This window comes from Amycolatopsis coloradensis (assembly GCF_037997115.1).
GTDB classification, from domain to species: domain Bacteria; phylum Actinomycetota; class Actinomycetes; order Mycobacteriales; family Pseudonocardiaceae; genus Amycolatopsis; species Amycolatopsis coloradensis_A.
In genome coordinates, this window is record NZ_CP150484.1 from 1,506,253 (window position 1) to 1,524,839 (window position 18,587).

The following is an 18,587-nucleotide window of genomic DNA, read 5'->3' on the forward strand; positions in this document are numbered from 1 at the left end:
CCCCGCACGGTTTCGTGCGGGGCCTTTTCATGCCGGCTGATCCCGCCAAAGAGACCTGGCACCTTCTCAACTATCCATAAAGGACTCGTTTCGGGAGGCGGTGCCCGATTTGCACGGTTTTACGAGGGGTCGTGAGCGAAAAAGAGCGTTAGAACCGCCCTTGCCACTCACGACCCTCTGTGGACATTCGGAGTACGGCCAGCACCTGTCGGCCGGCTCGAACCACTCCACCGCGAGCTGTGCGACGACATGCCGAACATCATGCGTGCCGTCGAAGAAGGGACAGCTTTGTCCTCACCTGTAACGGCACGCCTGTCGCCGGAAGCAGGGATCAAGGCGCCAAGCTGCGAAGAAACCCCTGGTAGGCCTGCTGAATCCGCCCGGCGCTGGTATGCACCACGACCGCCTTCGGTCGCGTCGCGACGAGTGCCACGAGCCTGTCGTACATGGCCGCGAGCCGTTCGGGGCCGCCCAGCATCTCGTGCGCCTCGACGTGTTCGGGTTCGGCCGCGGCGCGGGTGCGCTCGGCGAACCGCCGGAGCACGTTGTCCTTGGTGTCGAGGAGGACGATCTCGTGGAACTCCGCGCCCGTCTCCCCGGCGAGCGTTTCCAGTCGTTCGAGGAATGGGGCGCGGCCGAGGAACTGCGGGACGATCACGTCGCGGCCCGCGAGCAGATGGGTCCGCGCGGCGTTCACGGCGAGGTCGCGGGCGAGCATCCCGGCTTTCGCGGGGTCGTCGCGCCAAGCGCCGAGGAGGCCGCGGATCCGGTCGATGTCGAGATTCAAGGTCAACGGGTGATCTTCGGCGTACCGCCGGGCGAGCGTCGACTTCCCGCAGGCGGGTGGGCCGTTGAGCACGATGAGACGCGGCATCAGGCGTTGCGCCGCAGCAGGTGGCCGACGGCCGTCGCGCTCAGCAACAGGGCGGCGACCGCCGCCACCGCGGCCACCGTGAACGGGACGGCAAGCGGTTGTTGCGAGGTCAGGGCCCGCAGCAGCGGGTTGGCCAGCGGCAACCACTTCACCAGGAGCACGGCCGCGAGCGCGAAGATCGCGGCCAGCACGGACCAGCCGACGCGCGGGACCAGCAGGCGCGAACAGGGCAGTCCGATCGCGATCCCGAACAGCGCGCACAGCGCGTGCGCCGCGGCCCCGAGAGCGAGGGCGCCGATCGGGAAGCCGCCGGAGCGGAGGCCCGACCAGACCAGCGTCACGACGATCAGCACCGCGGCGCAGCCGAAGACGGCCAGGGTGGCGCCGCCGAGGACCGATCGCCAGCGTCGTGCGTGACTGAAGGTCACCAGCCGCTGGACCGGGTCCTCGACGTCGAGCATCGCGATCGTCAGCCAGCACGAGACCACCAGAAGCGAACCGGCGCTGATCCCGTACTGCGGCAGCAGCGGCGACTTCGGATCCGTGTAGAGCACGGTGTTCACCGCGAGGTAGGCGAGGATCGCGGGAAGGTAGCGCTGGGAATGGCCGAGCAGCGCGAGGTAGTAGCGGGTCATGGCGAGCACGGCGCCACCTCCCGGACCGAGAAGCCGCGGTTGAGCGCACGCAGCAGGACCGCGTCCGTGTGCCCGGCTTCCACCGTCAGGACGACTTTCCCGTCTTCGGCCACGGCTTGGCTGACGCCGGGTTCCGAGGACCAGTCGCCATCGGGTCCGTGAAGGACGATCCTCGTCGCGCCTTCTTCGACGTGGGTCAACAGGCCGTCGTCCATCCGGTAGACGACATCGGCATGGGCGTGCACGACGGCCGCGCGGTGGTCGGTGAAGACCACGCTCGCGCCCCGTTCCTTGGTCTCGGCGACGAGTTCACCGAGCACCGTGTGGGCCTCGACGTCGAGCCCGGACCAGGGCTCGTCGAGGATCAGCAGCTCCGGCTCGGCGAGGACCGCCTGCGCGAGGCCGACCTTCTGGGCGTTGCCCTTCGACAGGGTCCGCAAGGGCGCGTCCGGCCCGCCGACCAGCGCCAGCCGGTCCAGCAGTGGATCGATTGCCGACAAGTCGACATGACCGTCGATGCGGGCCATATGCCGCAGGTACGCCCGCGCGCTCATCCGCTGTCCCGCCGGGAAGCGGTCCGGCAGGTAGCCGACCCGCGGACTGCCCACGACGTTTCCCGAAGTCACCCGGGAAAGTGCGGCGAGGATCCTGAGCAGCGTCGACTTCCCCGAACCGTTCGAGCCGAGAACGCCGACCACGCGACCCGCCGGGATGTCGAGGTCGACGTCGGCGAGCACGGGTTCACCGCGGCCGTAGCGCTTACCGACTCCTTCGAGCCGGATCAGCGAGGTCACGCAGCAGCGGCCTTCTGCAACGCGCGGGTCTCCTGTTCGAGCTCGTTGACCCTGGCGTCGGGGACCGGGTGCCCGGCCGAAGCCATCCAGTTCGCCAGCATCCGGTGCCCACCCTGGGTGAGCACGGATTCGGGGTGGAACTGGACGCCTTCGAGCGGCAGCTCGCGGTGGCGCATGCCCATCACCACACCGGACTCGGTGCGGCCTGTGATCTCGAACACGGCGTCGTCGATGGTTTCGGGCAAAACGGTCAGCGAGTGGTACCGCGTGGCGGTGAATTCCGAGGGGAGCCCGGCGAGCACTCCGTCGCCCGAATGGTGGACTTGACTGGTCTTGCCGTGCAGCAGTTCCGGGGCGCGGTCGACGGTGGCGCCGAAGACGACGCCGAGGGCCTGGTGGCCGAGGCAGACGCCGAGCATCGGGATGCGCTTCTCGGCGCATTCGCGGATGACGTCCATGCTCTGACCAGCGCGTTCCGGGGTGCCGGGGCCGGGAGAGACGAGCACCGCGTCGAACTCGCCGAGCTTGTCGATCTCCACGACGTCGTTGCGCCAGACGGTGCAGTCGGCGCCGAGCTGGGCCAGGTACTGGACCAGGTTGTAGACAAAACTGTCGTAGTTGTCGACGACGAGCACGCGCATGGAGCCAGCTTAGCGGCTCCCACCAGGTGGACCGTACGCCAGATCACAATGATTGTTAGGGCTGCCTAACTTACCGTGGTAGGAGTGAGCCGTTCTCTTCGTGTAGCCATCGTGGGTGCCGGTCCGGCCGGCATCTACGCCGCCGACATCCTCGACAAGTCCGACGCCGACGTGACGATCGACCTGTTCGAGCGCATGCCGGCGCCGTTCGGGCTGATCCGGTACGGCGTCGCGCCCGACCACCCCCGGATCAAGGGCATCGTCACCGCCCTGCACAAGGTCCTCGACAAGCCGAACATCCGGCTGCTGGGCAACGTCGACTACGGAACCGACCTGAAGCTCGACGACCTGCGCCAGTTCTACGACGCGGTGATCTTCTCGACCGGCGCCATGGCCGACCGCGCGCTCGACATCCCCGGGATCGACCTCGACGGCAGCTACGGCGCCGCCGACTTCGTCTCCTGGTACGACGGGCACCCGGACGTGCCGCGCACCTGGCCGCTGAACGCCACCTCGGTCGCGGTCCTCGGGGTCGGGAACGTGGCGCTCGACGTGGCACGGATCCTCGCGAAGACCGCCGACGAGCTGCTCAGCACCGACATCCCGGACAACGTCTACCAGGGGCTGAAGGCCAGCCCGGTCACCGACGTGCACGTGTTCGGCCGCCGCGGCCCGGCACAGGCGAAGTTCACGCCGCTGGAGCTGCGGGAGCTGGACCACTCGCCGAACGTCGAGGTCATCGTCTACCCCGAGGACATCGAGTTCGACGAGGGCAGCATCGCCGCGCTGCGGGCGTCGAAGCAGATCGACATGGTCGTGAAGACGCTGCAGGAGTGGGCGATCCGCGACCAGGGCGACCGGCCGAAGCGGCTGCACCTGCACTTCCTGCACTCGCCCTGCGAGATCGTCGGCGAAGACGGCAAGGTGACCGGCCTGCGGACCGAGCGCACCGAACTGACCGGTGACGGCAACGTGCGCGGCACCGGCGAATTCCACGACTGGGACGTCCAGGCCGTCTACCGCGCGGTGGGCTACCTGTCGTCGCATCTGCCGGAGATCCCGTTCGACCACACCACCGGGACCGTGCCGAACCAGGCGGGCCGGGTGCTGGACATCGACGAGGAGCAGGTGCCGGGCGTCTACGTGACCGGCTGGATCAAGCGCGGCCCGGTCGGCCTCATCGGCCACACCAAGGGCGACGCGGCCGAAACGATCGCGAGCCTGCTGGCCGACGCCGACGCCCTGACGGCCCCGGCCGTGGACGACCCCGACGCGATCCTCGGGTTCCTGACCGAACGCGGCGTGCCCTTCACCACCTGGGAGGGCTGGGGCAAACTCGACGCCCACGAGAAGTCCCTCGGCGCTCCGCACGGCCGGGAACGCGTCAAGGTCGTCGAGCGCGAAGAGATGACCCGCATCTCGCGCTCCTGAACCCGTTCCCTGAAGGCCTCCTTCCCTACGCTCAAGGTAGGGAAGGAGGCCTTCACGGCGTGCCCAAGTAAGCGAGGACGGCGAGAACGCGGCGATTCGTGTCGTCCGAGGCGACGATGCCGAGCTTCGCGAAGATGTTCGCGGTGTGCTTCCCCACCGCCCCTTCGCTGAAGTGCAGCCGTCCGGCGATGGCCGCGTTGGAACAACCCTCCGCCATCAAGCCGAGCACCTCGCGCTCGCGTGGGGTCAACGCCGCGAGTGGGTCGGATGCGTTGCCCGCCACCAGTTTCGCGATCACTTCGGGATCCATCGCGGTCCCGCCGCCCGCTACCCGCCGCACCGCGTCGATGAACTGGTCGGCGTTGAAGACGCGGTCCTTCAGCAGGTAGCCGATCGCGCCCGCGCCGTCGGCGAGCAGCTCACGCGCGTAGAGCTGCTCGACGTGTTGTGACAGAACGAGAATCGGCAGTCCGGGGAGGTCACGCCGCACCGCCAGGGCGACCTGAAGCCCCTCGTCGGTGAGCGTCGGCGGCATCCGGACGTCGACGACCGAGACGTCGGGCCGGTGTGTGCGCAGCGCCCGTTCCAGTTCCGGCCCGGTGCCCACCGCCTCGACGACGTCGAAACCGTGCGCGGTCAGCAAATGCGTCAGGCCGTCTCGGAGGAGATATTGGTCCTCGGCGACGACGCATCGGGGTCGAGCTGGCACGGGATCTCCATGATCGCCTTCGTCGGCCCGCCGAGCGGGCTGGTCAGAGCGAAACTACCGTCGAACGCGCCCAGCCTGCGCTCGATCCCGCGAATCCCGCTCCCCCGGGCCGCGTTCGCCCCTCCCTTGCCGTCGTCGGTCACCTCGATCCGCAACAGACCGTCGTCGTAGTCGAAGTCGATCGACACTCGCCGCGCCTCGCCGTGCTTCGCGGCGTTACCCAGCAGCTCGCTGACCGCGAAGTACGCGCACGCCTCCGCGGGCTGCTCCAGCCGAGGCAGGACGCCGTTCACCGAAGCCCGCAACGGACTGTCGAGCGCCATCGCCCGCACCGCGTCACCGAGCCCGCGCTCGGACAACACCGGCGGATGAATCCCGCGCACCAGCAGCCGCAACTCGGTCAGCGTCTCGGACGACGTCTGCCGGAGCTCGGCGGCCAGCCGTTTCGCCGCTGCCGGATCGCTGTCGATCAACGCTTCGACCGCGCCCAGCTTCATCCCCATCGCGACCAGCCGCGACTGGACCCCGTCGTGCAGGTCCCGCTCGATGCGCCGCAGCTCGGCGGCCTGCGCGACCGACGCGTCCGTCCGCGTCTGCTTCAGCCGTTCGACGCGCTGCGCCAGCCGCGAAGCCTCTGTCGGCCCCAGGAGCAGCTTCGCGAAACGCGCTCCTTGGCGGGCGAGCCACGGCGCCGCGGCCAGTCCGGCGACGAACGCCGCCACGGCGACCGGAGTCAGCGCGAGCGCTTGCCCGAACGGCCGCAAGACCCAGAGCGCGACCACGCCCCAGAGACCGAAGAACACCAGCGCCGCCGTCGGCACCACCATCAGCAGCAGCACCACGGAGTTGACCACCGCGGCCGCCATGTCGCGCCAGGTCGCGCGGTCGGACATCGCCCAGCGCCAGCGCGCCAGCCGCGCCGGCCACCACGGTGTGTCGTACAGCTGCCGTCCGTGCTGGTACATCCCGTCCGCGCGCGGGACGGGGAACGGCGGCTCCGGCAGGTACGGGCGGTCGATCCGCACGCCGGTCCAGTTCTTGGCCTCGCGGCGCAAGGTGTCGGTCACCGTGCGGCCGGCGACGACCATCGTCGCGAACAGCGGCGACGGCCAGATCAGGGCGAGCAGCGCCGGGATCACCATCCCGAGCTGGGCGGCCGAAAGGGCGAACAGCCCCATCTGGAAACCCAGCGCCTTCAGTCTCTTCTTGATCCAGCCGTCTCCGTCGCGGGCCGGGCGGGGTCCGAGCCACCAGCGCGTCCACTTCCCGTACAGCCGGAGCGCGCGCGGTCCGGTCAGCAGGACCGCCGGCGCGAGCACCAGACCGGCCAACGGATTCCACAGCTGCCAGCCGAGATCCCGGCCGGTCGCCGGATCGTCGGAGATCCACTCGAACCGTTTGGTCCACCGGATGAACCAGGACCGCTTGAACAGGCTGTTCCCGTCGCGGTACCAGCCGTCGCGCTCGCGTTCCGGCTCCGGCGGCGCCGGCCGGTAGGGCGGTTCGACGTCGACACCGCACCAGCGTCCGGCCAGCCGGCGGGTGAGCGCGGCGCGCGGACGCGTCCCTTCGAGCGCCAGCGTGTAGGCGAAGACCAGGCCGACACAGAGCAGGCAGAAACCCACCAGTTCGAGCAGCAGGTCCAGCCAGCTCACCAGCGCCAACCCCGCGAGCACGAAGCCCCGGCGCACTGAGGTGAGGTAGGTGCGGATCATGCGACGAAGTCTTCCCCACCGCCCCGGCCCGGCACAGTGACCACAGGCCCCCGATCAGGGTGGGCCCAGCCCCACCCCAGGTGTGGGTTCAGCGCCATTCTGGCGAAGTTCCTTGCGCCATAACGTTTTTCGCATGCCACTCATCGAAGTCAGCAACCTCCGCAAGACGTACGGGGAGCACGTCGCGGTCGACGACGTTTCGTTCCACGTGGAACAGGGCGAGATCTTCGGGATCCTCGGGACCAACGGCGCGGGCAAGACCACCACCGTCGAATGCCTCCAGGGCCTGCGGACGCCGGACGCCGGCACCATGTCGGTCCTCGGCCTCGACCCCGGCAAGGAACACGGCGCCCTCCGGCAGCGCCTCGGCTCGCAGCTCCAGGAGAGCCGCCTGCCGGACAAGATCAAGGTCCACGAAGCGCTCGACCTCTACGCGTCCTTCTACGCGAACCCCGCCGACACCGGTGACCTGCTCGCGAAACTGGGCCTCACCCAGCAGCGGGACAAGTACTTCGGCAAGCTTTCCGGCGGACAGAAACAGCGCGTCTCGATCGCGCTCGCGCTGGTCGGCCGTCCGGAGATCGCCGTCCTCGACGAGCTGACCACCGGACTGGACCCGCACGCCCGGCGCGACACCTGGAAGCTCGTCGAGACCGTGCGCGACACCGGCGTCACCGTCGTCCTCGTCACGCACTTCATGGACGAGGCCGAACGCCTCTGCGACCGGCTCGCGATCTTCGACGCCGGCCGCGTGGTCGCCACCGGCACCCCCGGCGAGCTCCGTGACCGCGCCGGTAAATCCACTTTGGACGAAGCCTTCGTGACCCTGACCGGCCGCGACTGATCGGAGGAGACGAAAATGAACACACTCGCCAACATCACCCGCACCGAAACGAAACTCGCCCTCCGCACGCCCGGCTTCGTCATCGGCGGGCTCGTGCTGCCGACCGCCATCACGGCCGTGCTCGGGGCGATCCCCGGCATTCGCGCGGAGAGCGGGACAACGACGGGTATGCGCTTCCTCGACGCCTGGGTGCCGTCGATGATCGTGCTCACCATCGCGATGATGGGCCTGCAAGCGATCCCCGGGATCATCGCGTCCTACCGCGAACAGGGCATCCTCCGCCGCTTCGCCACCACCCCGGTGCACCCGGCCCAGCTGCTGGTGGCGCAGCTGATCATCAACGTCACCGTGACGATCGGCGGGGTCGGCATCCTCCTCGTGACGGCGGGCGTCGTCTTCGACGTCCCCAGCCCGCGTCACCCACTCGGCTTCCTGCTGACGTTCGTCCTCGGCACGACGGCGATCTTCGGTCTCGGCCTGATCGCCGCGGCGGTCGCCAAGACCAGCCGCGCCGCGGGCGGGATCGCGATGATCGCCTACGTCCCGATCATGTTCCTCGGCGGCGTCTGGCTGCCGCGCCCCTTGCTGCCGGAGGCCATCCGGGACATCGGCGCGTACGTCCCGCCGGGCGTCAAAGCCCTCGAAGACGCCTGGACCGGCACCGGCGCCCAGCCGCTGCAACTCACCGTACTGGCGGCTTTCGCGGTGGGCAGTTGTGTCGTGGCGGCGAAGCTCTTTCGCTGGGAGTGACGACCGCTTCCGCCAAAGTGGTGATGATGATCGTTTTCTCTTGTGGCCGGGGCCGAGGGTGAGTAGTCAGGGAGATGGCCCACGTTCACTGTGTCTCTCTCGGAGGTTCGATGTCTCTGGATGTATCGCCCGCGCTGCTGGAGAAGGCCGAGCGCGGGGAGGTCTCCGACGCCGAATTCGTCGCCTGTGTCCGGGAGTCCCTGCCCTACGCCTGGACCGTGATCACCGGTGTCATCGCGGAGGCCGAGGGCGCGGCCGACGGGTTCGCCGACAACGAGACGCCGCCGCCGAGCGAGGCCGAACGCGGCCAGCTGCTGCGGGCGCTGGCCTCGGACGCCATCCGCGGCGGGCTGGAACGGCACTTCGGCGTGAAGCTGGCGTTCCAGAACTGCCACCGCGTCGCCGTGTTCAAGAAGTCCCAAGTGGACAGTGACCGCTACCGTGCGTTCGTCTCCGTCCGCGGCCAGCTGCTGAACCAGAGCCCGGAACTCCGCGACTGCTAACCCCTGCGCAGCCCGAAGCACGCTTTCCCGCTGAGGGCTCATCAGCGCAGCGCGGGAAGGACCTCTTCCCCGATCCGCGCGATGTTCTCGAGCGTTCCCTCCGGCGTACCGGACGCTTCCACCATCATGATCACGTGGGAGACCCCGGTACGCCGGATGCTCGTTCCCAGCCGGTCGACGCAGTACTCCACGCCGCCGATCGGGTGCATCTCGCACAGCCGGTCGGTGTAGGAGACCGGATCCTTGTCCAGCCCCCGCTTGCCGTCGAGGTACACATGCCCGGCGAATCCCTCCTTGAGGGAGCCCGGCAAGGCAGACCGCACGACGTCCAGCGCGTCGTTCCCGACCTGGCACATCACCGTCGAGACGTGTTCAGCGGCGGAATCCCCGTACGCGGCAAGGGTTTCGATCTTGCCGTCGTCGTCGGTGTGCAGCCCGAGCAGCATCGGCAGCCCGCGATCGGCGGCGAGCCGGACCGCGCGAGAGCCGGCGTCCCCACAGGCCACGACCATGCGCGGAGCCCGCTCCGGCCGCGGCACCATCGGCACCTCCCGGAACCGGAAGTGCTCCCCGTCCGCCGAGACCGTCTTCGACATCATCGCGGCGAGCAACAGGTCGAGGCTCTCCTCGAACCCGGTTTCGTAGCGGGCCGCGCCGGTGCCGAAGACCTCCAGGTCCTGCCACGGCCCGCCCCGGCCGACGCCGATCCGCAGCCGACCGCCCGAAACCGCGTCGAGCAGCGACCACTGTTCGGCGAGCGCCACCGGATGCGCGACCGACAGCACGCTCACCGCGGTGCCGACGGCGATCCGCTCGGTGCGGCCCAGCACGTGCGCGGCGAGGGTGATCGCGGACGGGCAGACGCCGTACGGCATGAAGTGGTGCTCGGCGAACCACACGTCGTCGAACCCGGCCCGTTCCGCGGCGATGGCGGCGTCGACCGACCGGCGCAGGACATCGGCGTCCTCCTGCCCGGGAAACCGCCCGGAGACAAGGAAGACGCCGAACCGCGCGTCTACTGGACGCTCACTTCGTTGAACCAGAGCCGCGGTTCCAGCCACGGGAAGACGACGAACATCAGCAGCGCCACGATCCCGAGCACCAGCACGACGGCCGTCGCGAGCTTCACCGCGAAGGGGCCCGGCAGCTTGCGCCAGATCCAGCCGTACATCAGCGCGCCTCCGAGATCTTGGGCAGGAGTTCGGCGTAGGAGCCGACCTGGTTCTTCGGCACCTGCTGAGCCAGCACCGCGTGGATGATGAGCCGTTCCTTCGCCGAGAACTTCGGGTGACACGTCGTCAGCGTGAGCAGCGAGACCTGCTCGGCCTTCGGCAGGATATCCGGGTCCTTGTACGGCACCGGGTTCACCGTGTCGCCCTTGGTCGGGAACACGATGCGGCGGCCGTTGGTCTCGCCGTAGGCGCCGCCGTCGACGGCGTTCGGGTCGCGCAGTGTCCCGACGTTCTTGCACTTCGGCTGTGCGCCCTTGCCCGCGGCCCAGCCTTCGACCTCGTCTTTGTAGGGCAGCACCTTGTAGATGTAGAAGTCGGTCTGCGTCTCGATGATGATCTGGTCGCACGAGCTGAGGTTGTCCAGATCGTTGAACGGCGCGCCCTTGCCGACACGGTGGCCCGCGATGGCGAAGTTACCCGGCTCGCCGGGCAGTGCCGTGCCCTTGTAGTGGCCGGGGCCGACTTCGAGCGCCGCCTCGGTGGTGCCTTCCTGGATGGTGAAGTTGAAGTCGGCGCCGAACACCGGGATGTGGATCCTGGCGAACGCCTTCCCGTCGACCAGGTCGGGGTGCAGCTGCCGGTCCTTGCCCCACTCGCCGTCCAGTTCCGAACTCGCCTCGGACTGCTTGCCCGCGGAGAAGAGGTCGGTCACGTAGACCTCGTAGACCATGAACAGCAGCACCACGAGGCCCGCGGTGATGAGGAGCTCGCCGACGGTCCGGATCGCGGCGCCGCCCTTGCCCAGTTCGCGCGGCGGCGGACGTTCCTCGGTCGCGGTGCCACCGCCGACCGGTTCGAAGACGACGGTCTCCTCAGTCGACCCCGGCGGCGGCGCGGGACGACGGCGAGGCGGTGGCGCGTCGCTCCGGCGGCGCGGCGGCGGCCCTTCGTAGGACCTGCCGTCCTGCGGCCTCCGGCGGGGTGTCGGCGCCTCTCCCTGGCCGCGGCGCGGCGGGATTGCGTCCTCCGGTCTACGCCGGGGGGCCGGACGGCCTCCGCCGGGTGGTCGTTCGGAGTACCGTCGACGGTCCCCGCCCGGCTCTTCCCGCTCAGCCACGCAAAGCTCCTCAGTCTCGAACCAAACCGCTGCCGAACCGTCTGTGACACCATTGTCACAGTGCGGGAAATCGACCGGTCCCGGACGGTGCCCAGCGGCGCTCGTTTACGTTAACGTGTGCACGTGGCGCTGGTTGCGCACCCGAAAGCGGGTCATCGCCACCAGGGAAGCCGAACAGTACGCGAGGAACACGATGCCGAAGTCCAAGGTCCGCAAGAAGACGGCGTACACCCCGCCGACCGACCGCCGCACGCCGGTGAAGGTCAAGGCGGCGGGCCCGTCGAACCTGTTCTACAAGATCGTGATGTTCGGCCTCATGCTGATCGGCCTGATGTGGCTGGTCGTCAACTACATCGCGGGCGACAAGATCCCCTTCATGGCGGATCTGGGCAACACGAACTTCGCCATCGGTTTCGTGCTGATGATCGCCGGGTTGCTCATGACGATGCGGTGGCGGTGAGCATTACCCCGGATGGCGGCTTGACGCCTAATTACACCGGTGTGACTCATCCCCAGTGTGGATAACCCCTGTGGATAACTACCCCACCTCCTGGGCGCCGCGGCAGAACGTTGTGGTAGTGGCCTGGGTGATCACCCTGTTGTTGCTGGCAGGAGTGCTCTGGCTGGCCTTCGGCGGCGACGTCGGCGGCACAGTCCTGACCGGGGTCGCGATGCTGTCCATGGGCGCTCTCGCGCTGCACGGCACCCTGCTCCGTCCCCGGCTGGCCGCCGGACCCGACGGAATCCTGGCCAGGACCGCCGGCGGCGCGCACCGCTACTCCTGGTCCGAAGCCCGGCTGCGGTTGCGCACGACGCGACGGCTCGGCCGGGACAACCTGACCCTCGAGGTCGAATCCGGCGACCACCTGCTGGTGTTCGGCCGGATCGACCTCGGTGAGGACCCCAGGGACGTCCTGGACGTCCTCACCGCCCTCAAGGGTCAGGCGTTGTCGTAGTAGTGGACGTCGCCGTTCGGGCCGTGTGACCAGCCAGGGACGGCCGGGCCCACCGCCGGCGGCGCGTATTCCCCGAAGATCTCGTACGGCGAGGCCGGCGAGCAGATCGGGTTGATCTTGACGACGCAGGTCCGCAGCGAACCGCTGAACTTCGCTTTCACGTGCCGGGGCCGCTGGTCTTCCACCACGGCCGGACCGGCGGTGATCTCCCAGCCGGTGGCCGCACCCGGCCCGGTGGTGCCGACGGTCTGCGTCGCCACCGCCGAAGTGACGCCGGGATCGCCGAAGCAGATCTTCAACGCCGCATCGACGTAGGCGACACGCAGCGTGATCGCGCTGCCGGAGCCGAGGAAATAGCGTTTGGTGTAGGTCTGGCAGGTCTCGGCGGCTTGACCGGCCTGCGCGACCGACGGCGCCAAGGCCGACGCCAGCACGGCGACGGCGGCGAGAGCTGCTGCTTTCCGGATCTTCATCTCAACCCCCAAGTTGATGATGTCAATGATCAACTCGAAGATACCCGGGCTTGTTGCTTCTCCACCGGGTATTCGGGTGACCCACTCGGGGGAACCGGGACTACTCCGGGTAGCAGACGTATGTGGGGGCGCCCCGGCTGGTGGTGAGCTCGCAGGACGCGGAGATCGTCTGCGAGTCCTTCCAGGCGATGAGGCCGATCATGGCCACCACGACGATCGCGATACCGCCGAGCTGCCACTTCAGCCGGTTCTTTTCCGGGGCGTACAGCAGCGCGAAGGTGGCCACCAGGCCGCCGACGAAGCCACCGGCGTGGCCGAGAATCGAGATACTGGGCACCTGGAAGGTGATGAAGACGTTCAGGCCGAGGATGACCAGCAACCAGGTCGGATTGAGCCTCAGCTTGATGACGATGACCGTGTACGCGCCGATGAGCCCGAAGATGGCGCCGGACGCCCCGACCACCGGACCGGCGTCGAGACCGTTGAACACCAGGTTCGCGGCCGAGCCGCCGATCATCGAAACGAAATAGAGCACCGTGAACGGGACGCGGCCGAGCGCGGTCTCCAGGGGGCGGCCGACGAACCACAGCGAGAACGCGTTGCTCGCGATGTGCAGCAGGCCGTACTGGAGGAAGCCCGAGGTGAAGATCCGCCACCATTCGTCGCCGGCCAGCGTCGCCGGATTCCACAGCTGGCCGAGCTGGAAGAGCTCGGAGAAGTTGTTGTTCACGATGCTGCCGGACTGGGCGACCGTGACGAAGAAGATGACGACGTTGAGCGCCAGGAGGACAGGCGTCACGACAGCCGTTTGAACGGGCTGTGCGCCCGCGAGAGTGCGCGCGCCGTAGCCCGCGTCGCGGTACTGCTTCTGCTGGGCGCGATCCTGCTGGCGCCCCGCCTGGACGCAGTCCGTGCACTGGAAGCCCACGGCGGCTTCGCGCAGGCAATCCGGGCAGGCCGGACGCTCGCAGCGTGAACAGCTCAGCCCGGTCGGCCGGTTCGGGTGCCACCAGCAGCCGGGCATGGCGGCCTGCTGGTACTGGGGATTCGGTGGTTGGCTCACGATGCCACCAACCTACCGAAATCCCCCGTAACCGGCTCTACGATCAGCCCTCGCGGCTGATGCTGACCTTCTCGATGACGATGTCCTGCAGCGGACGGTCCGCCGGACCGGTCGCCGTGCGGCCGATCGCGTCGACGACGTCGCGGGACGCCTGGTCCGCGACCTCACCGAAGATGGTGTGCTTGAAGTTCAGGTGCGTCGTCGGCGCGACGGTGATGAAGAACTGCGAGCCGTTGGTGCCGGGCCCGGCGTTGGCCATGGCCAGCAGGTACGGCTTGGAGAACTGGAGCTCCGGGTGGAACTCGTCGCCGAACTTGTAGCCGGGGCCGCCGCGGCCGGTGCCGGTCGGGTCGCCGCCCTGCAGCATGAAGCCGTCGATGACGCGGTGGAAGATCGACCCGTCGTAGAACGGGCCCGAGTTCGTGCCCTGCGCGTTGGGCTGGGTGTACTCCTTGCTGCCCTCGGCGAGCCCGACGAAGTTCGCGACCGTCTTCGGCGCGTGGTCGGGGAACAGGTTCAGGTTGATGTCACCCTGGTTGGTGTGCAGAGTGGCCTTCAGCGCGCCACCAATGAGGGATCCCTTGCTTTCAGTCACGAGCTTCATCGTGCCATCTGCGGCAAGATCTGGGGAAAAGGGGCACGATAGGTTACAAGCAACGAAGCAGAATCAAAACGATTGATGAGGTGAAGGCCATGACCCGGGCCGCAGATTCGGTGAGCGAGTCGGCGAAGGCCGGCGCGCTCGGCCTGCGCAAACGTGCCGTCGAGGCGGGTAAGGAAGCCACCGCCCACGCCGTCGAGGTAGCCGAGCAGAAGCTCTCCGAGAGCGCCGGTGAGATCGCTAAGACCAGCCGTCGCGCGCGCAAGAAGCTCGCGAAGAAGACGGAACTGACCCGCAAGGAGCTCAAGCGCAGCTCCAAGGCGGCTCGCAAGGAGGCTCTGGCCAGGATTTCCGAGATGCGGAAGCCGGGCCGCAAGGCGCGCAAGGCCGCCATCCAGGCCGCGAAGTCCGCCGGTGAGTCCAAGCGCCGGGGCAAGAAGAACTTCAAGGCGGCGAAGAAGGACTTCAAGGCCGCGCTCGTCGAGGCGAAGTCGGCGGCCAAGGGAACGCGCAAGCGTCGTCGCTGGCCGTGGGTGATCGGTATCGCGGTCGTCGGCGCCGGTGCCGCCTACGCGCTGCGTTCCAAGCAGGAGCCGCCGGTCGCGCCCGCGCCGCCGAAGGCTCCGCCCGCTCCTCCGGCCAAGCCCGCGGCTCCGGCCGCGGCCGCTCCGAAACCCGCACCGGCGAAGCCTGCCGCTTCCGGTCCGGCTGGGGGTTCGGGTGCGGCTAAGCCCGCGGCTCCGAAGAACGGGCACCAGGCTTCGAACGCCGGCTCCGCCGACAAGAAGAACTGACGCCTCACGCTTTTCTGCTTGTCGCGAAGGGTCGCCCAGGACCACTGTCCGGTCCTGGGCGGCCCTTTCACGTTCCGGGGACGAGTTCGTAGCCCGCTTCTTCGACGGCGGCGCGGACGACTGCGACGTCGAGGTCCTGGTCGCTGGTCACGGTCACCATGCCGTTGTCGACGTCCACCGCCACGGCGGTGACTCCCGCGATGGTCTTGATCTGCTCGGTGACGAAATCCGCGCAGTGCCCACAGGCCATGCCGCGCACGGCATAGGTGCTCGTGCTCATGCCGCCGGCACGGTCCGGGTGAGCGTATGTCCCCGCCGCATCCGGCCGTCGGGGGTGAACTCCCCGAAGAAGTACACCTCCAGCTTGAGGTCCCTCTCGCGATTCGTCACGTGGAGAGTGCTCCGCGCGGCGATCCGGTTCCCGTCCGCCACCGCGTCGTGCACCTCCATTCGCGCGGTGGGCCGGTTCTTGCGGACCGGGCGGGTGTGCGCGATGAGCTTGTCCCGGTCCATCCGGTGCCCGTCGGCGATCTGCACGATGTCAGGCGTGTGATAGCGGTCGACGATCACGCCCGCGTCTTCGTCGCCGTTCACCAGTTCGTCGTGGAAGGACTCGTGGAAGTCCGCGATGAACTTCTTCGGATCGGTGCCGTGAAAGGGCGTCATCGTGCTCCCCAAGCCGCCTGAGTTAACTCTTACAATCTGTAAGATATCTGCGGAGCGGGAGCTTTGACAAGGTGTCAGAATTATTCAGGGAGCCTTCACCCCTGCTGGTCCGGAAGATGCCTGACCAGGGCCCATGAACACGACGAAGGGGCGCCGTCACTTCCGACGTGATGTCGAGAGCGGACGACGCCCCTTCGGGTGTTCGGCTCAGCGCGTGGCTGAACGGGTCACGCGTTCGCGGCGTGCTTGTCGATCAGCTGGCCGAGGCGGGGAAGGGCCTCCTCGACGTTCTTCTTGCCGTTCGGGCGCAGCTTCGAGTAGACCTTCTTGATGCTGTCGCGGCTGCTCTTCTCGGCGCGCGAGTCGGTGACCGACAGGAGCGCGTCCGAAGCCTCGTCGCTGCGGCCGACCAGGTAGGCGCCGAAGTCGTTGCCACCCTTGGCCTTGTAGTCGCCGTAGAACGGCTCGAGGGCCACAGTGAAGTCGTCGAGCAGGGTGTCGACGGCGGCGGGGATGATGCCCGGCTTGATCTTCTTGACGGCGGCGAAGCCGGTCTTCACGACGGCACCCGAAACGCCGCCCTTGTCCGAGACCTCGGCGTCGACGAGACCTTCGAAGTCGCTCACGACCGCCGGGCGACGGCTGGAGTCGAGCAAGATTTCCTTGAGGGTGTCAGCCACGAAACCTGTCCTTTTGTCTTATGGGGAGAAATGATCTTTTGTGCCGCCGAGCCACACCGCAAGGCGGCCTCCGCCGGATCTGGCGCCCGCGCTGGTCCCGCGAAACCTCGCGCGTGCGGCACAGGGTAGTACAAGATCAACTTCACTCTGACGTGTGGATACCACTACCTAGAGCTTCAGCTCACCGATAGCCTCCTTCGCCACCGTACGTGCTTTGATGCTCTGCTTCTGGTTGGTGGTCACGACAACCGCGTTCCCGCCCTTCGCGACCGCGTAAACGGCGCCTTCCCCGGAAGGTTGGTAGCCGCCCTTCCAGCCCGCCGGTTCGTCGGCCGGGTTCGAGGTGTCGATGGGCGCGGCCTGGTCCACCAGTGCCTTGGCCACGGCGGGTTCCCCGACGTACACGCGCACGGTGAGCTGCAGTTTCCCGCTCAGCGCATAGAAGAAACACGTCGGATGCGGCTGATCGGCCGAGGTCTTGACCTTGGAGACCTTCTGCCCGTTGGCGTCCGAGACGAAGTCGGTGCCGAGGTACGGGCACGGTCCCTTGCCGGTGGGTTCCGGGGCGGGCGGGATGCTGGGCGCCGCGGTGCTCGACGGCGCGGGCGAACTCGCCGCGGGCGGCGGCTGTTCCGTCGGCCCGCAGGCCGCCAGCAGCGGCACGACGAGCGGCAAGATCAGAAGACGTCGCATAGTGGCGTCCAGTGAAGCAGATCGCCGTTCGTGCGACGATGGCCGTGCGCGAGGAGTCTTCGGGAGGGTCAGTGCTCAGCAAGGAGCAGTACCTGGGTGCGGTGGCAGAGCGTATCCAGCGCAGCGGGGGCAGGCTGAACACCGTCCAGATCGGGCCGAGCGCGGCCGTCGTGGGCCTGTTCACCGAGTCCGTGATGATGTCGACGATGAACTACTGCGTGGTCGCCGCGGCGATCCCGGAGGTGACCGCGCCCGCGTTGTACGACTTCACCGGGCTGGCGACGCAGCACGCGCGCGCGAACGTGATGGGCACGGTCGGCTGGACGGCCGCTTCGGTGGTCATCGCCGGGCTGATCGGCGACCGCGTGTACCCGGACGCCGCGCAGGCCGCGTCGGCGAAGTCCGGCAACCAGTTCGGCGGCGAGACGCGCATGGTGGCCGTCGACGTTTCAGCGGCCCAGATGTACGCGTTCGTCGGCGGGAAGCTGTGGGGCGCGGCGGTACAGGGTTCGGTCAACGCGAAGCTGACGTTCTGCTTCCCGCAGCCCGCCGAGGTCTATCAGCAAGTGCAATGGGCGCAGTCGCAGGGCCAGCAGCCGCCCATGCCGCCAGGGCCGCCGGGGCCGCCTCCCGGTCAGCAGCCGCCTCCCGGCTGGCAGCCGCAGCAGCCACCGCCGCCGCAGTACCCGGTCGGGCCGCCGCCCGCGCAGGGTCCGCCGCCGGGCCAGCATCCGCCGCACTATCCGCCGCCCGCGCCCGGTTATCCGCCGCAGCGCCCGCCGGGGTACTGATGAACCGCACGTTGCGCGGCTGGCCGTCGTTCCCCGAGGAACTTCCGGAGTTCGGCATCGAGGCCGCACCAGCGACCCCGCGGGAGCTTTTCCTGGAATGGCTCGAAGAAGCGGGTGAACACGTCCTGGCGCCGCATGCCGTCACTCTGTCCACAGTGGACGCCGACGGGGTGCCGGACGCGCGGGTCGTGATCCTCAAGGACGTCGACGGGGACACCTGGGCGGTGGCGACGAGTTCCGAAAGCCCGAAAGGGGTTCAGCTGGCGAATAATCCGTTCGCCGCGCTGACCTTCTTCTGGCCGGGACGAGGCCGTCAGGTGCGCCTGCGCGGTCCGGTCTCGGCAGCCGATCCCGAAGTGTCCGCCGCCGATTTCACCGCCCGGCCGCCGGCGTCCCGGGTGGAGGCGTTCATCGGCAGACAGTCCCAGGTACTGGAGGATCCGGCCGATCTCGACCACGCGGCCGCGGAAGCGGAGCGGTGGGTCGGGGAGAATCCCGGCGTGGCACCGGAAACCTGGACCCGGTACCTGGTGACGCCGTCCGAAGTGGAGTTCTGGCAGGCGAGCCACGACCGGCGGCACAAGCGGCTCCGCTACCGGCGCGAGAACGGAAGCTGGCGCAAAGAACGCCTCTGGCCGTAAACGGTAACTGGGAACGACGATCGTCGGGTTGTCGTGGATGATTC

25 protein-coding genes are annotated in these 18,587 nt (G+C 68.4%); 9 read left to right on the plus strand and 16 right to left on the minus strand.

Translation table 11 applies throughout. The features are described from left to right. Positions 1 to 331: 331 nt before the first annotated feature. Genes LCL61_RS06745 through LCL61_RS06760 form a run of 4 tightly spaced genes read right to left on the minus strand, consistent with a single transcriptional unit; the run spans position 332 to position 2,944 of the window. Positions 332 to 874: an AAA family ATPase gene (locus LCL61_RS06745; RefSeq protein ID WP_340686049.1), complete on the minus strand. Its 543-nt coding sequence runs from the start codon at positions 872 to 874 to the stop codon at positions 332 to 334. After that, positions 874 to 1,518: a hypothetical protein gene (locus LCL61_RS06750; RefSeq protein WP_340686050.1), complete on the minus strand. Its 645-nt coding sequence runs from the start codon at positions 1,516 to 1,518 to the stop codon at positions 874 to 876. The genes LCL61_RS06745 and LCL61_RS06750 overlap by 1 nt, the downstream gene beginning before the upstream one ends. Continuing rightward, a complete protein-coding gene (locus LCL61_RS06755; protein WP_340686051.1) occupies positions 1,506 to 2,303 on the minus strand; it encodes an ATP-binding cassette domain-containing protein in 798 nt (265 codons plus the stop codon). Before LCL61_RS06755 ends, LCL61_RS06750 begins: the two co-directional genes overlap by 13 nt. Further along, the gene (locus LCL61_RS06760; RefSeq protein ID WP_340686052.1) at positions 2,300 to 2,944 is read right to left on the minus strand and encodes an aminodeoxychorismate/anthranilate synthase component II; all 645 of its coding nucleotides are present in this window, start codon (positions 2,942 to 2,944) and stop codon (positions 2,300 to 2,302) included. Before LCL61_RS06760 ends, LCL61_RS06755 begins: the two co-directional genes overlap by 4 nt. A gap of 111 nt (positions 2,945 to 3,055) precedes the next feature. Between LCL61_RS06760 and LCL61_RS06765 the strand changes: the two genes are divergently transcribed. Further along, entirely contained in the window at positions 3,056 to 4,375 is a 1,320-nt protein-coding gene (locus LCL61_RS06765) for an FAD-dependent oxidoreductase (protein WP_340688513.1), read from the plus strand. 52 nt (positions 4,376 to 4,427) lie between these two features. Here LCL61_RS06765 and LCL61_RS06770 read toward each other — a convergent pair whose 3' ends face one another. Beyond that, on the minus strand, positions 4,428 to 5,084 hold the full coding sequence (locus LCL61_RS06770; RefSeq protein WP_340686053.1) for a response regulator transcription factor: 657 nt from the start codon (positions 5,082 to 5,084) through the stop codon (positions 4,428 to 4,430). Further along, positions 5,024 to 6,799 (minus strand): sensor histidine kinase, encoded by a 1,776-nt coding sequence (locus LCL61_RS06775; RefSeq protein WP_340686054.1) that lies wholly within the window; start codon positions 6,797 to 6,799, stop codon positions 5,024 to 5,026. The genes LCL61_RS06770 and LCL61_RS06775 overlap by 61 nt, the downstream gene beginning before the upstream one ends. A gap of 133 nt (positions 6,800 to 6,932) precedes the next feature. Here LCL61_RS06775 and LCL61_RS06780 point away from each other — a divergent pair, with 133 nt between their 5' ends. The 3 genes from LCL61_RS06780 (at position 6,933) to LCL61_RS06790 (ending at position 8,896) form a co-directional block, all read left to right on the plus strand. Continuing rightward, complete coding sequence (locus LCL61_RS06780) at positions 6,933 to 7,643, plus strand: ABC transporter ATP-binding protein (protein WP_340686055.1); 711 nt, start codon at positions 6,933 to 6,935, stop codon at positions 7,641 to 7,643. Positions 7,644 to 7,658: 15 nt separating this feature from the next. Beyond that, a complete protein-coding gene (locus LCL61_RS06785) occupies positions 7,659 to 8,393 on the plus strand; it encodes an ABC transporter permease (protein ID WP_340686056.1) in 735 nt (244 codons plus the stop codon). A gap of 110 nt (positions 8,394 to 8,503) precedes the next feature. Continuing rightward, entirely contained in the window at positions 8,504 to 8,896 is a 393-nt protein-coding gene (locus LCL61_RS06790; protein ID WP_005161845.1) for an SCO5389 family protein, read from the plus strand. Positions 8,897 to 8,937: 41 nt separating this feature from the next. On the opposite strand, the gene LCL61_RS06795 is transcribed toward LCL61_RS06790, so the two are convergent. From LCL61_RS06795 to LCL61_RS06805, 3 genes are read right to left on the minus strand one after another with little or no spacing between them, the layout of a single operon-like run. Further along, positions 8,938 to 9,939 (minus strand): LLM class flavin-dependent oxidoreductase, encoded by a 1,002-nt coding sequence (locus LCL61_RS06795; RefSeq protein ID WP_340688514.1) that lies wholly within the window; start codon positions 9,937 to 9,939, stop codon positions 8,938 to 8,940. Further along, positions 9,912 to 10,067 carry a hypothetical protein gene (locus LCL61_RS06800; RefSeq protein ID WP_340686057.1) on the minus strand — a complete coding sequence of 52 codons (156 nt, stop codon included), beginning with the start codon at positions 10,065 to 10,067 and terminating at the stop codon, positions 9,912 to 9,914. Before LCL61_RS06800 ends, LCL61_RS06795 begins: the two co-directional genes overlap by 28 nt. Continuing rightward, positions 10,067 to 11,185: a class E sortase gene (locus LCL61_RS06805; protein ID WP_340686058.1), complete on the minus strand. Its 1,119-nt coding sequence runs from the start codon at positions 11,183 to 11,185 to the stop codon at positions 10,067 to 10,069. The genes LCL61_RS06800 and LCL61_RS06805 overlap by 1 nt, the downstream gene beginning before the upstream one ends. A gap of 193 nt (positions 11,186 to 11,378) precedes the next feature. On the opposite strand from LCL61_RS06805, the gene crgA reads away from it, so the two are divergent. Continuing rightward, entirely contained in the window at positions 11,379 to 11,645 is a 267-nt protein-coding gene (crgA, locus tag LCL61_RS06810) for a cell division protein CrgA (RefSeq protein WP_034322048.1), read from the plus strand. A 118-nt stretch (positions 11,646 to 11,763) separates the two neighbouring features. After that, positions 11,764 to 12,141 (plus strand): PH domain-containing protein, encoded by a 378-nt coding sequence (locus tag LCL61_RS06815; RefSeq protein WP_340688515.1) that lies wholly within the window; start codon positions 11,764 to 11,766, stop codon positions 12,139 to 12,141. On the opposite strand, the gene LCL61_RS06820 is transcribed toward LCL61_RS06815, so the two are convergent. The 3 genes from LCL61_RS06820 to LCL61_RS06830 form a co-directional block, all read right to left on the minus strand. Continuing rightward, a complete protein-coding gene (locus LCL61_RS06820) occupies positions 12,126 to 12,614 on the minus strand; it encodes a hypothetical protein (protein ID WP_340686059.1) in 489 nt (162 codons plus the stop codon). The genes LCL61_RS06815 and LCL61_RS06820 overlap by 16 nt on opposite strands. Positions 12,615 to 12,714: 100 nt before the next feature. Continuing rightward, complete coding sequence (locus LCL61_RS06825; RefSeq protein ID WP_340686060.1) at positions 12,715 to 13,677, minus strand: rhomboid family intramembrane serine protease; 963 nt, start codon at positions 13,675 to 13,677, stop codon at positions 12,715 to 12,717. A gap of 43 nt (positions 13,678 to 13,720) precedes the next feature. Further along, the gene (locus LCL61_RS06830) at positions 13,721 to 14,281 is read right to left on the minus strand and encodes a peptidylprolyl isomerase (RefSeq protein ID WP_034321953.1); all 561 of its coding nucleotides are present in this window, start codon (positions 14,279 to 14,281) and stop codon (positions 13,721 to 13,723) included. An 89-nt stretch (positions 14,282 to 14,370) separates the two neighbouring features. Between LCL61_RS06830 and LCL61_RS06835 the strand changes: the two genes are divergently transcribed. After that, complete coding sequence (locus tag LCL61_RS06835; RefSeq protein WP_340686061.1) at positions 14,371 to 15,072, plus strand: hypothetical protein; 702 nt, start codon at positions 14,371 to 14,373, stop codon at positions 15,070 to 15,072. A gap of 67 nt (positions 15,073 to 15,139) precedes the next feature. Here the strand turns inward: LCL61_RS06835 and LCL61_RS06840 are convergent, their stop codons facing one another. The 4 genes from LCL61_RS06840 to LCL61_RS06855 all read right to left on the minus strand — a co-directional run bounded on the left by LCL61_RS06840 (position 15,140) and on the right by LCL61_RS06855 (position 17,111). Next, complete coding sequence (locus tag LCL61_RS06840) at positions 15,140 to 15,352, minus strand: heavy-metal-associated domain-containing protein (protein WP_340686062.1); 213 nt, start codon at positions 15,350 to 15,352, stop codon at positions 15,140 to 15,142. Continuing rightward, on the minus strand, positions 15,349 to 15,738 hold the full coding sequence (locus LCL61_RS06845) for a nuclear transport factor 2 family protein (protein WP_340686063.1): 390 nt from the start codon (positions 15,736 to 15,738) through the stop codon (positions 15,349 to 15,351). The genes LCL61_RS06840 and LCL61_RS06845 overlap by 4 nt, the downstream gene beginning before the upstream one ends. A 227-nt stretch (positions 15,739 to 15,965) precedes the next feature. Then, entirely contained in the window at positions 15,966 to 16,418 is a 453-nt protein-coding gene (locus LCL61_RS06850) for a DUF6918 family protein (RefSeq protein WP_340686064.1), read from the minus strand. Between the two features lie 168 nt (positions 16,419 to 16,586). Then, positions 16,587 to 17,111, minus strand: a complete 525-nt coding sequence (locus tag LCL61_RS06855; RefSeq protein WP_340686065.1) for a DUF2020 domain-containing protein — start codon at positions 17,109 to 17,111, stop codon at positions 16,587 to 16,589. Positions 17,112 to 17,182: 71 nt separating this feature from the next. On the opposite strand from LCL61_RS06855, the gene LCL61_RS06860 reads away from it, so the two are divergent. Then, positions 17,183 to 17,902 (plus strand): hypothetical protein, encoded by a 720-nt coding sequence (locus LCL61_RS06860; protein WP_016330478.1) that lies wholly within the window; start codon positions 17,183 to 17,185, stop codon positions 17,900 to 17,902. Beyond that, the gene (locus LCL61_RS06865; RefSeq protein ID WP_340686066.1) at positions 17,902 to 18,543 is read left to right on the plus strand and encodes a pyridoxal 5'-phosphate synthase; all 642 of its coding nucleotides are present in this window, start codon (positions 17,902 to 17,904) and stop codon (positions 18,541 to 18,543) included. The genes LCL61_RS06860 and LCL61_RS06865 overlap by 1 nt, the downstream gene beginning before the upstream one ends. Positions 18,544 to 18,587 lie beyond the last annotated feature (44 nt).